This is a genomic window from Bradyrhizobium altum (genome assembly GCF_020889705.1).
GTDB classification, from domain to species: domain Bacteria; phylum Pseudomonadota; class Alphaproteobacteria; order Rhizobiales; family Xanthobacteraceae; genus Bradyrhizobium; species Bradyrhizobium altum.
Genome location: NZ_JACMYP010000009.1, coordinates 1 through 11564, shown reverse-complemented (window position 1 = coordinate 11564; position 11564 = coordinate 1). Strand labels below are relative to the sequence as shown.

Below are 11564 nucleotides of genomic sequence, written 5' to 3'. Positions count from 1 at the left end.
ATGTACGAGACAAATTATCACCGCGCTTCCTCGATCGACGATGCCGTGGCGCAATTCGGCAGGGGCGCGGAGTCCAAGTTCCTGTCCGGCGGACAGACCTTGCTCCCCGTGATGAAGCAGCGCCTTGCGGCGCCATCCGACGTGATCGACGTCGCCAAGATCAAGGACATGGTCGGCATCGACGTGTCCGGCGACACCGTCACCATCAAGGCCGCGACCACGCATTATGACGTGGCGCAAAGCGACGCCGTGCAGAAGGCGATCCCGGCGCTTGCCAATCTGGCGTCGATGATCGGCGATCCCGCCGTGCGCTATCGCGGCACGATCGGCGGCTCGCTCGCCAACAACGATCCGGCGGCGGACTATCCGGCGGCGGTGCTGGCACTCGGCGCGACGATCAAGACCAACAAGCGGTCGATCACGGCGGATGATTTCTTCAAGGGCCTGTTCACGACGGCACTCGAGGATGGTGAGATCATCACGCAGGTCGCGTTCCCGATCCCGGCCAAGGCGGGTTATGCCAAGTTTCCGAACCCGGCCTCGCGCTTCGCCCTGACTGGCGTGTTCGTCGCCAAGACCAAGTCGGGTGACGTCCGCGTCACCGCGACCGGTGCATCGCAAAGCGGCGTCATGCGGGTGGGGCCGATCGAGCAGGCGCTGAAGGCGAACTGGGCGGCTTCGGCACTCGACAGCGTCACGATCGCGGCGAGCGGCCTGCTCGCCGACATCCACGGCTCGGCGGACTACCGCGCGAATCTGGTGAAGGTGATGGGACAGCGGGCGGTGACTGCCGCCGGCTGATAGCGCCTAAACACAAGTCGAGCGGCGGCGCGCAGCGATGCGCGCCGTTCGCGTTTTACCGGCGCCTCGTTTTACCGGCGCTTCGGGGCAAAAGAGGCTTGCCTCATCGCGCGTTCGGCGAGACAATTTAGCTAATCAGCTAATTAAAAATACCGTCCCACGGACGGCTGGGGGAACGCAGGACATTCGGCGCCAAGTCAGCCGCAAACACCTCAGCCGCTTAACGCCCCACAACGAACGGATAACAACGTGCTCGATAAACCCGCCTCCCAAACCGCCGCTCGCACCTCGGGCCCGCTCGCCGGCTTCCGCATCGTCGAATTCGCCGGCATCGGCCCCGGCCCGTTCGCCTGCATGCTGCTCGCCGACATGGGTGCCGAGGTCATCACCCTTGATCGGGTCGGCGCCGGCAAGAATTTGAAGGCGGTGGCAACCCGTGGCCGCAAGGTCATCGAGCTCGACCTCAAGAACAAGGCGGCGATTGCTGAAGTGCTCGACCTGCTCAGCCATGCCGATGCACTGATCGAAGGCTTCCGCCCCGGCGTGATGGAGCGCCTCGGTCTCGGCCCGGACGTCGTGCTCGCGCGCAATCCGAGGCTGGTCTTCGGCCGCATGACCGGCTGGGGCCAGGAAGGCCCGCTGGCGAACGCCGCCGGCCATGACATCAACTACATCTCGATCACCGGTGCACTCGCTGCGATCGGCACCAAGGAGAAGCCGGTGCCGCCGCTCAACCTGGTCGGCGATTTCGGCGGCGGCGCGCTCTATCTCGTGGTCGGCGTGCTCGCAGCGCTGCTGGAAGCGCAGAAGTCCGGCAAGGGCCAGGTGGTCGATACCGCGATGTGCGACGGCGCGGCCTCGCTGATGTCGATGTTCTACGACATGCGCGCACAGGGCCGCTGGAGCGGCGGCCGCGACCAGAACTTCCTGGACGGCGGCGCACATTTCTACGGCGTCTACGAATGCTCCTGCGGCAACTTCATCTCGATCGGCTCGATCGAACCGCAGTTCTATGCGCTGCTGCGCAAGCATGCCGACCTGACCGAGGCCGACTTCGACGCCCAGATGGACCGCAAGGCCTGGCCGGCGCTGAAGGAGAAGCTGACCAAGGTGTTCAAGAGCAAGTCGCGCGCGGACTGGTGCACAATCATGGAAGGCACCGACATCTGCTTCGCGCCGATCCTCACCATGGAGGAAGCGCCTAATCATCCGCACATGGCGCGCGCCAGGTGTTCGTCGAGCGCCACGGCGTCACCCAGCCCGCCCCCGCGCCGCGCTTCTCGCGCACGCCGTCGGCGATCCGCGAGCCGGAGCTGGCCAGCATCGGTGACGTGACGAGCGCGTGGAAGGCGGGGAAATAGTCTCGCTGTCGTCCCGGCCAAGCGAAGCGCGAGCCGGGACCATAACCCCGGAATGTCGTTGTGGTGCACGATCGTTCCGCGGGACCGCCATCCGGCATACTCGATAGACTCGGCGGCATGGGTCCCGGCGTTCGCCGGGACGACACTTGTTGGCTGTGCGCCAGCGCGGTCCCCCTACGACGGCTTCAAGCCGCGTGATCGACCTTCAGCACACCGCGGCGGATCTGGTCTTCCTCGATCGATTCGAACAGCGCCTTGAAGTTGCCTTCGCCAAAACCGTCGTCGCCCTTGCGCTGGATGAATTCGAAGAAGATCGGCCCGATCGCGTTGGCCGAGAAGATCTGCAGCAGCACCTTGGTCTGGCCACCGTCGACCACGCCCTCGCCATCGATCAGGATGCCGTTGGTCTTAAGCCGCGCCAGGTCCTCGCCATGCTGCGGCAGGCGGGCATCGATCCGCTCGAAATAGGTGTCCGGCGGCGACGGCATGAACGGCAGGCCGTCCGCGCGCAGCGTCTCCACGGTGCGGTAGATGTCGCGCGCGCCGCAGGCGATGTGCTGGATGCCCTCGCCGTGATAAATGTTGAGATATTCCTCGATCTGCCCGGAATCGCCGGCATCCTCGTTGATCGGAATCCGGATCTTGCCGTCCGGGCTGGTCAGCGCGCGGGAGAACAGGCCGGACGCGCGGCCCTCGATGTCGAAGAAGCGGATCTGGCGGAAGTTGAACAGCTTCGCATAGAAGCCGGTCCAGACATCCATGCGGCCGCGATGGACGTTGTGGGTGAGGTGATCGACGTAATAAAGGCCCGAGCCCGCGGGACGCGGATTCTCCTCTCCGAGCCACTCGAACTCGGCATCATAGGCCGAACCCTTGGCGGCGTAGCGGTCGACGAAATACAGCAGGCTGCCGCCGATGCCCTTGATCGCGGGCACATCCAGCGTCTTCTCCGCGGACGACACATCCGCCGGCTCCGCACCGAGCGCGATCGCGCGCTCATAGGCGTGCTTCGCATCGACCACGCGGAACGCCATCGACGGCGCGCAGGGACCGTGCGCGGCGACGAAGTTGAAGCCGTGACTGCCCGGCTCCTCATTGACGAGATAGTTGATGTCGCCCTGGCGATAGACCGTGATCCTCTTGGTGGTGTGGCGGGCGACCGCGACAAAGCCCATCAGCTTGAACAAAGCATGCAGCTCCGCCGGGTTGGGATGGGCATATTCGACGAACTCGAAGCCGTCGGTGCCCATCGGGTTCTCAGTGCTGATTTCGGCCGGCGGCGCATCGTGCGGAAACGGACCCATGGCGGTAACTCCCTGATTTGTCTGGGGATCAGTTTCCGTCATCTGCGGCGCAACGTGCGTGCAAAATGGTCCCTGATTTGCTAGAATCGCGCACGATCCGTGCATGAAATGGACCATCCGCGCATGCCTGACGTCGACGCCTTCGACCTCAAAATGCTCGCCGCGTTGCAGGACGACGGCAGGCTGACCAACCAGCAGCTCGCCGATCTGGTCGGGCTCTCCGCCTCGCAATGCTCGCGGCGGCGGATGCGGCTGGAGGAGGAGAAGGTGATTTCGGGCTACCACGCCGACCTCGCCGGCGAAGCGCTCGGTTTCGGCCTGATCGCCTTCATCCACATCACGCTTGCGACCCACTCGCCCGACAACGCCAAACGGTTTCGCGAGCTGGTCAACCGCGTCGACGACATCCAGGAAGCTTATGCGCTGACCGGGGATGCCGACTACGTGCTGAAGGTGATGCTGCGCGACCTGAAGAGCCTGTCCGACATCGTCAACAACGTGCTGATGCCGCACCAGAGCGTGGCGCATGTGCGCTCCTCGATCGTGCTCGACCGCCTGAAAGAGAGCACCAAGCTGCCGCTGAAGGCTCTGCAAGCCTGACTGGCGCAAATCGAGGGAAATCCGTCATTCGCTTTCCCGGCCCGATTTGCGATCATTCGCATGAATTGGTTCGATGCTGCGACATCGGCGGTGGGCTCCCTCTCCCCTTGTGGGAGAGGGTTGGGGTGAGGGGTTCTCTCCGCCGAGCACACTCCGTCGAGAGACCGCGACCCCTCACCCGGATCGCATCTTGCGATGCGATCCGACCTCTCCCACAAGGGGAGAGGTGCAGCGGTGTACGCGGCATCCAAGAATCTGAGGAAAGCCATGGCGCTGCAGCTGCGACCGAACTGCGAATATTGCGACAAGGACCTGCCACCGAGCGCGCTGGAGGCGCGGATCTGTTCGTACGAATGCACGTTCTGTGTGGATTGCGCCGAGACCAAGCTCGGCAATGTCTGCCCGAACTGCGGCGGCGGCTTCGCGCCGCGGCCGATCCGCCCGGCCAAGCCGTGGCGGGCGGGTGTCTGCACCGTGAACCAGCCGCCGTCGGACAAGCGGGTGCATCTGAAATACAGCCTCGAGGACTGCGCGGCGAATACGGCGCGGCTGAGGGATGTCAGGCCGGAGGAGCGGTAAGGCTGACCTGCTCTCGGGCTCCTTTCCCCTGCAAGGGGAAGGTGGGATGGGGGTCAGCCGCGGGCGCTGGCGCTTGCTGAGAGACCAGATCCCCACCCGGTTTGCTGCGCAAACCGACCCCCCCTTTTCAAGGCAGGGCTATCGCATATGGAAAAACGCGAGGCGCGATCGACACTTGTAAAGGACACGTTCAAGAAGCGTCGCTCCAGCTTCGCGGTTCGATTCCGTTTTGTTCTCGATCCGATTCCGTGCTTTGGCAGTGTCGCGCAAGCGCATCGCCGACTAACCTGTGGAAGAGACTCGGGATTTCCATATGCGATAGCCCTGCTTTTCAAGGGAAGGTGAAGCGGCGCGACACAGCCGGCGGCTACTCCGCCGCAACGATCGTGCCTTCGACCTCACCAAAGCCGACGCGATAGCCATCGCTCTGGCACCAGCCGCGCATGACCAGCGAGTCGCCATTTTCGAGGAACGAGCGCGTCACGCCGCTGCCAAGCTCGACCGGCTCGGTGCCGTTCCAGCTGATTTCCAGGAGGCTGCCGCGCTGATGCTTTTCGGGACCGGAGATCGTGCCGGACCCTAAGAGATCGCCGACATTCATCGCGCAGCCGCTGGAGGCGTGGTGCACCAGTTGCTGAACTGACGACCAGTACATGTACTTGAAGTTGGTGCTGCAGATCGTCTTCGCTTCGTTCATCGCACCGGCGCGCAGCGCGACGTCGAGCTGCAAGTCGTAATTGTTCGACTGGGTCTGCTTCAGATAAGCCAGCGGCTCCGGCTGCTGCGCCGGGCCCTGCATGCGGAACGGCTCCAGCGCCTCGCGCGTCACCACCCACGGGCTGATCGAGGTCGCGAACGCCTTGGCCTGGAACGGGCCGAGCGGCACATATTCCCACTGCTGGATATCGCGCGCGCTCCAGTCGTTGAGAATGACGAAGCCGAAGATCATCTCTTCGGCCTGTTTCTCGGTGAGCATCTCGCCCATCGGCGAGGCCTGCCCCACCACCACGCCCATCTCGAGCTCGAAATCGAGCCGCTTGCAGGGACCGAAGCTCGGCACCTCCGCAGTCGGCGGCTTCAGCTGCCCGCGCGGCCGCCGCACCTTGGTGCCTGACACCACCACCGTCGAGGCGCGGCCGTTGTAGCCGATCGGCATGTGCAGCCAGTTCGGCTGCAGCGCATTGTCCTTGCCGCGGAACATGACGCCGACATTGGTGGCGTGCTCCTTCGACGAATAGAAATCGGTATAGCCCGAGACGGCAAACGGCATGTGCAGCCTGACGTCCGCCATCGGCACCAACGCCCGCGCCCGCAACTCCCTGTTGTCGCGCAGCTCCGGATGATCGGCGCGTAGCAGCTCGCTGATCCGCGCCCGCGTCGCCGACCACACCTTCGGCCCGAGCGCCATGAAGGCATTGAGCGACGGCTGCGAGAAAACGCCGAGCGGCCCGACATCGAGCCGGGAATCCTGCTCGAGCTCCCAGAGGTCGAGCACATAGTCGCCGATCGCAATACCGACGCGCGGCGCAAGGCCGTCCTTCGACGAGAACACGCCATAGGGCAGGTTCTGGATCGGAAAGTCCGAGGTCGGGGCGACGTCGACGAAGGAGCGGAGTTTTGGGTCGTTGGGATGGGGCATGGTTTCCTGCCGAATTTGCTACGGTCTATCGATCGTCATTCCGGGATGCGCCGACAGGCGCAGGCCCGGAATCCATACTCATTATCGTGGTTATGGATTCCGGGCTCGCGCTACGCGCGCCCCGGAATGACGGAGAGCTATGTTACAGCTTGTTCGGGTCGAACTTCTTCTCCAACCCCTTCCAGCAATCCGAGTAATCGTCCTGCAGCGTCGATGACGTCGCGGCATGTTGGGTCACGCGTTGCGGGTAGCGGGTCTCGAACATGAAGGCCATCGTGCCGGTCAGCTTCACCGGCTTCAGCTCGCTGTTGCTGGCGTGCTCGAAGGCCTCGCGGTCGGGGCCGTGCGGCAGCATCATGTTGTGCAGCGAGATGCCGCCCGGCACGAAGCCTTGCGGCTTGGCGTCGTAGACGCCGTAGATCAGACCCATGAACTCCGACATGATGTTCATGTGGTACCACGGCGGACGGAAGGTGTTGTCGGCCACCATCCAGCGTTCCGGGAAGATCACGAAGTCGATGTTCGCGGTGCCGGCGGTCTCCGACGGCGAGGTCAGCACCGTGAAGATCGACGGATCCGGATGATCGAACGCGATCGCGCCGACCGGCGAGAAGGTGCGCAGGTCGTATTTGTAGGGCGCGTAATTGCCGTGCCAGGCGACGACGTCGATCGGCGAATGCGGCAACGTGGTCTTGAACAGCGCGCCGCCCCACTTCACGTAGAGCTCGGTCGGGGTGTCCTTGTCCTCGTAGCTCGCCACCGGGGTCAGGAAATCGCGCGAATTGGCCAGGCAGTTGGCGCCGATCGGGCCGCGCTCCGGCAGCGTGAAGGCGCCGCCGTAATTCTCGCAGAGATAGCCGCGCGCGGGTCCATTCGGAATCTCGACACGGAATTTCACGCCGCGCGGGATCACCACGATCTCGCCCGGCTCGGCATCGATGCGGCCGAACTCGGTGACGAGGCGCAGATTGCCCTGCTGCAGCACGAACATCATCTCGCCATCGGCATTGTAGAAATGCTGATCGACCATCGATTTGGTGATCAGATAGATGTGCGCCGCCATGCCGGCTTGCGTGTTGGCATCGCCGGCCGTGGTCATGGTCTGCACGCCCTGCAGGAAGGTCATGTCCTGCTTCGGGATCGGCGCCGGGTCCCAACGCAGCTGCGCGATCGGCATCTCGTATTCGTGACACGGCGCGGTGCGCCACAGCCCCGCATCGGCCTTGGCGAAGCGGCCGGAGTGCCGCACCGACGGGCGGATGCGGTAGAGCCAGGAGCGCTCATTGGTGCCGCGCGGCGCCGTGAACGGCGAGCCCGAAAGCTGCTCGGCATAGAGCCCATAGGCGCAGCGCTGCGGCGAGTTGCGCCCCATCGGCAGCGCGCCGGGCAGTGCCTCGGTCTCGAAGCTGTTGCCGAAGCCGGACATGTAGCCCGGCGTGACCTGCCCCGAGCTGCGCACGATCTGATCAGGCGAGGTATTGATGTTCATCGCTATCCTCCTTGCAGGGCGGCCCACATTTCCTGGTCGCGCTTGTCGGTCCAGATCACGGGATCGTCGATCCCGGACGCCTCGTCATAGGCGCGCGAAACGTTGAACGGCAGGCAGTGCTCGTAGATCGCAAACTTCGAGAATTTCGGATCCATCACCTCGCGCGTCGCCGCCATCGATTCCTTCAGGCTGCGGCCCTTGGCGACCGAGGATTCGGCGGCACCGTAGAGCGAAGTGACGAAATCGCGGGTCATCGCGATCGCATCGCGCCCGGTCTCGAGGCCCTTCAGCGCATCGCCGCGGCCCGGCGCGATCGCCTTCGGATTGAAGGCGCGAATCTCGTTCAGCGTCATCGGCCATTCGCGCAAATGCGCATCGCCGCAATAGCAGGCCGAGTGATACTCGATGAGATCGCCCGAGAACATCACCTCGGCATCCGGCACCCAGGCGACGATATCGCCCGAGGTGTGGCCGGCGCCGAGCTGCATCAGCCGCACCTCGCGCTTGCCGAGATAGATCGACATCTCGCCCTCGAAGGTCAGCGTCGGCCAGGTCAGTCCGGGAATGCTCGCCGCATCCTGGAACAGCCGCGGGAAGCGGCCGTATTCGGAATCCCAATCCTGCTGGCCGCGCTCCTGGATCAGCCGATAGGTCTCCTGCGAGGCCACGATGCCCTGCGCGTGATAGGCGGAGGCGCCGAGCACGCGCACCGCATGATAATGCGACAGCACGACGTACTTGATCGGCTTGTCGGTGACGGTCTTGACCCGCTCGATCACCTTGTTCGCCATCGCCGGCGTCGCCTGCGCGTCGAACACCAGGCAGCCGTCCTCGCCGACGATCACGGCGGTGTTGGGATCGCCCTCGGCGGTGAAGGCGTAGAGATCGGTGCCGATCTCGGAGAAGGTAACCTTCTTCTCCGCGAGATCCGTGGTCGATGCGAAACCTTTGGCCATCAGTTCAATCCTGTCCGTTTGATCAGTGCTATTGTTGTTGCTGTTGTTGCTGCTGGCTCGCATCCAGCGTCCGCCGCTTCGCCAGCGCGATCGCCTCGCGCAGCACGTCGAGATCGCCGATGTGGTTGGCGAGCACCAGCACCAGCGCGGCATCGAGATCGGCGCTCTGCGCGTCGGTGAGGCCGCGATGCGCCTCGACGATGGCGCGGAAGGCGTCATCCGGCTTTGCGAAATTCGAACTGGTCGACAGCGCCATCGCAGATACCTCAGTTCAGGCCGGATGCGCGCGCCAGCGCCGCCTCGAGCGCCGGCCGCGCCGCATTGCGGAAGCGGGCTGCGACGTAACCATCCGGCCGCAACAGATAGGCGGTGCCCGGCTCGGCATCATAGCGCTTGCCCGCAAGGCCTTGCGCGTCGATCAGCCCGCCCTCGCCGCCAACGCGGATGGTGCCGACGCCGTCAGGGACATCGGCGGCCGCGCCATTGCCAAACTCCAGCAGCGTGAACCGCGTTCCCTGCCTGATGAAAACGTCGGTGAGATAGCTGGAACCGCCGCCCTGCTCGGTCACCGGCGCATCCGGCATCGAGGCGCCCGGCTGCGGGCCGCCGCGCCAGTCGTCGCGATCGCCGCTCGATAGCGGCGTGTCGTAGACCGACGGCACCGACAGCCGGCCGCCATTGACCATGCGCTTGCCGAACTCGGTATCCTTTGCGAGCGACAGCACGGCCTGGCGCAGCCGCGCCTCCTGCCGGGTCACGGGCGCCATGAAATCCGTCGACCGGGTGGACTCGCGGATGTTCTCGTCCGCCGCCGCGCTGCGCTCGATGTGATAGGTCTCCAGCAGGCCTTCCGGCGACAGCCGGCGCAACACGCGATCGAGCTTCCACGCCAGATTCTCGGCATCCTCGAGCCCTGAATTGGCGCCGCGCGCGCCAAACGGCGAGACCTGGTGCGCTGAATCGCCGGCAAAGATCACGCGGCCGTGGATGAACTTGGCCATCCGCCGGCATTGGAACTTGTACAGCGAGATCCATTCGAATTCGAACTTGTCGTGTCCGAGCATCCGCTCGATCCGCGGCCGGACATTCTCGGGCTGCTTCTCGGCCACCGGATCGGCATCCGGATTGAGCTGCAGATCGATCCGCCAGATGTCGTCCGGCTGCCTGTGCAGCAGCGCCGAGCGGCCCGCATGGAACGGCGGATCGAACCAGAACCAGCGCTCGGTCGGGAACGCCGCGGTCATCTTGACGTCGGCGATCAGGAACTGGTCCTCGAACACCTGCCCTGCGAAATCGGCGCCGACCATCTGCCGCAGCGAGGAACGGGCGCCGTCGCAGGCGACGACGAAGGAAGCGTGCACCTGGTAAGAGCCCTCAGGCGTCGCGATGGTCAGCGCGACGCCATCGTTGCGGCTTTCGAGCGCGATCACCTTGTTGCGCCAGCGCAGGTCGATTTCAGACAGCTGCTCGACCCGGTCGACCAGATAGGCTTCGGCATAGAACTGCTGCAAATTGATGAAGGCGGGCCGCTTGTGGCCCTCCTCGGGCAGCAGGTTGAACTGGTAGAGCTGCGAGGCGCCATGGAAGATCTTGCCGACGCTCCACACCACGCCCTTCTCGACCATGCGGTCGCCGACGCCGAGGCGATCCCAGAACTCCAGCGAGCGCTTCGAGAAGCAGATCGCGCGCGAGCCCTCGCCGATCCGGTCGGCATCGTCGAGCAGCACCACGCGCTGGCCACGCTGGGCGAGATCGATCGCGAGCGACAATCCCACTGGCCCGGCGCCGACCACGACGACCGGATACTCCGCGACGTTGGCGCCCGACCGCTCCTGGTCGGGATGACGGCGATAGCCGAACTGGGTTTTGGCCTGTGCCGTATTGGCGTGTGCCATTGAGTGACCCTGATTGCGTGACCCTGGATGTTCCCTGGCGCCGCCGGCCCTTTTTTGTAGCTTGGGCTGCGGCCTGTGTGACCGGTTTGCGACCGGGACCTTGCGGGCCGGGCGCGACCTTGCTAAATTAGTCTCACTTGCAACTATCTTAAACTCCCAGTCGGGCCCGCCGTCAACTCAAATTGGAGGAATTTTTGGCCAGAACATCTGCAAGCCAGCCTCCAGCCCGGCCACGCAGCGCCGTGGAAGCGGACGCGCGCGACAATGTCGCGCCAACCAAGAAGCGCCTCGACCTCTTCCATTTCATGCCGTTCCGCCTGAACCGGCTGGCGGCCGAGGTGTCCTCGGCGCTGTCGAGCGAATATCAGGCGCGGTACGGCCTCGACATTCCGGAATGGCGCGTGCTCGCCACGCTCGGCTTCCGCAGCGATCCCTGCAGCGCGCAATACATTGCGCATTGCACCCGCACCCACAAATCCACCATCAGCCGCGCGGTCTCGGCATTGATGGAGCGCGAGATCGTCGAGCGCGTCGAGAACGCGGACGACCGCCGCGAATTCCGCCTGCGCCTGACCAAAAAGGGCCAGGTACTCTACGAAGAGCTGATCCCGCGCCTGCTGCGCAAGGAGCAGGAGATCCTGTCCTGCCTGTCCGCACAGGAGCGCCGCGATCTCGCACGCCTGCTCGGCAAGGTCGAGACCAGCCTCGAACTGGTGCAGACCAGCGAAGAGGCCGACGCGAAGGACGTGTATTAGCCTCACACTCCGCTGTCGTCCTGGCGAAAGCCAGGACCCATACTCCGCGGCCGTTGTTGCGAACAGGACTCGTCGTTCCAGCGAGCCCAACAAGGGACATTTGTGGTTATGGGTCCTGGCTTTCGCCAGGACGACGCCGGAGTTGGCTGGCGTCCCAGCACAGCACGAACACAGCTACCAAACCC

The 11564-nt window shown here is 64.5% G+C and carries 10 protein-coding genes and 1 pseudogene; 5 read left to right on the top strand and 6 right to left on the bottom strand.

Translation table 11 applies throughout. The features are described from left to right. Nucleotides 1-801 (top strand): FAD binding domain-containing protein, encoded by an 801-nt coding sequence (locus tag H8B02_RS04705; protein ID WP_229165094.1) that lies wholly within the window; start codon nucleotides 1-3, stop codon nucleotides 799-801. A 249-nt stretch (nucleotides 802-1050) separates the two neighbouring features. Further along, nucleotides 1051-2162 (top strand): annotated as a pseudogene (locus tag H8B02_RS04700) (CaiB/BaiF CoA transferase family protein). A gap of 185 nt (nucleotides 2163-2347) precedes the next feature. Here the strand turns inward: H8B02_RS04700 and hppD are convergent. Further along, the gene (hppD, locus tag H8B02_RS04695) at nucleotides 2348-3466 is read right to left on the bottom strand and encodes a 4-hydroxyphenylpyruvate dioxygenase (RefSeq protein ID WP_229165093.1); all 1119 of its coding nucleotides are present in this window, start codon (nucleotides 3464-3466) and stop codon (nucleotides 2348-2350) included. A 123-nt stretch (nucleotides 3467-3589) separates the two neighbouring features. Here hppD and H8B02_RS04690 point away from each other — a divergent pair, with 123 nt between their 5' ends. Both H8B02_RS04690 and H8B02_RS04685 read left to right on the top strand, forming a co-directional pair. Next, nucleotides 3590-4066: an Lrp/AsnC family transcriptional regulator gene (locus H8B02_RS04690; protein WP_229165092.1), complete on the top strand. Its 477-nt coding sequence runs from the start codon at nucleotides 3590-3592 to the stop codon at nucleotides 4064-4066. Nucleotides 4067-4333: 267 nt separating this feature from the next. After that, nucleotides 4334-4645 carry a DUF1272 domain-containing protein gene (locus H8B02_RS04685; protein WP_229165091.1) on the top strand — a complete coding sequence of 104 codons (312 nt, stop codon included), beginning with the start codon at nucleotides 4334-4336 and terminating at the stop codon, nucleotides 4643-4645. Nucleotides 4646-5012: 367 nt separating this feature from the next. On the opposite strand, the gene fahA is transcribed toward H8B02_RS04685, so the two are convergent. From fahA to H8B02_RS04660, 5 genes are all read right to left on the bottom strand, one after another. Next, nucleotides 5013-6284, bottom strand: a complete 1272-nt coding sequence (gene fahA, locus H8B02_RS04680) for a fumarylacetoacetase (RefSeq protein WP_229165090.1) — start codon at nucleotides 6282-6284, stop codon at nucleotides 5013-5015. 142 nt (nucleotides 6285-6426) lie between these two features. Further along, entirely contained in the window at nucleotides 6427-7773 is a 1347-nt protein-coding gene (gene hmgA / locus H8B02_RS04675; RefSeq protein WP_229165089.1) for a homogentisate 1,2-dioxygenase, read from the bottom strand. A 2-nt stretch (nucleotides 7774-7775) separates the two neighbouring features. Further along, nucleotides 7776-8729, bottom strand: a complete 954-nt coding sequence (locus H8B02_RS04670) for an MBL fold metallo-hydrolase (protein ID WP_229165088.1) — start codon at nucleotides 8727-8729, stop codon at nucleotides 7776-7778. 28 nt (nucleotides 8730-8757) lie between these two features. Then, nucleotides 8758-8985 carry a DUF2783 domain-containing protein gene (locus H8B02_RS04665; RefSeq protein ID WP_050425419.1) on the bottom strand — a complete coding sequence of 76 codons (228 nt, stop codon included), beginning with the start codon at nucleotides 8983-8985 and terminating at the stop codon, nucleotides 8758-8760. A 10-nt stretch (nucleotides 8986-8995) separates the two neighbouring features. Then, a complete protein-coding gene (locus tag H8B02_RS04660; protein ID WP_229165087.1) occupies nucleotides 8996-10624 on the bottom strand; it encodes an FAD-dependent oxidoreductase in 1629 nt (542 codons plus the stop codon). Nucleotides 10625-10818: 194 nt separating this feature from the next. On the opposite strand from H8B02_RS04660, the gene H8B02_RS04655 reads away from it, so the two are divergent. After that, a complete protein-coding gene (locus tag H8B02_RS04655) occupies nucleotides 10819-11379 on the top strand; it encodes a MarR family winged helix-turn-helix transcriptional regulator (protein WP_376711592.1) in 561 nt (186 codons plus the stop codon). Nucleotides 11380-11564 lie beyond the last annotated feature (185 nt).

What these genes read in the sequence shown, in the direction of transcription:
- H8B02_RS04705 (WP_229165094.1), top strand. Translation starts at nt 1, where the DNA reads ATGTACGAGACAAATTATCACCGCGCTTCCTCGATCGACGATGCCGTG.
- hppD (WP_229165093.1), bottom strand. Translation starts at nt 3,466, where the DNA reads ATGGGTCCGTTTCCGCACGATGCGCCGCCGGCCGAAATCAGCACTGAG.
- H8B02_RS04690 (WP_229165092.1), top strand. Translation starts at nt 3,590, where the DNA reads ATGCCTGACGTCGACGCCTTCGACCTCAAAATGCTCGCCGCGTTGCAG.
- H8B02_RS04685 (WP_229165091.1), top strand. Translation starts at nt 4,334, where the DNA reads ATGGCGCTGCAGCTGCGACCGAACTGCGAATATTGCGACAAGGACCTG.
- fahA (WP_229165090.1), bottom strand. Translation starts at nt 6,284, where the DNA reads ATGCCCCATCCCAACGACCCAAAACTCCGCTCCTTCGTCGACGTCGCC.
- hmgA (WP_229165089.1), bottom strand. Translation starts at nt 7,773, where the DNA reads ATGAACATCAATACCTCGCCTGATCAGATCGTGCGCAGCTCGGGGCAG.
- H8B02_RS04670 (WP_229165088.1), bottom strand. Translation starts at nt 8,729, where the DNA reads ATGGCCAAAGGTTTCGCATCGACCACGGATCTCGCGGAGAAGAAGGTT.
- H8B02_RS04665 (WP_050425419.1), bottom strand. Translation starts at nt 8,985, where the DNA reads ATGGCGCTGTCGACCAGTTCGAATTTCGCAAAGCCGGATGACGCCTTC.
- H8B02_RS04660 (WP_229165087.1), bottom strand. Translation starts at nt 10,624, where the DNA reads ATGGCACACGCCAATACGGCACAGGCCAAAACCCAGTTCGGCTATCGC.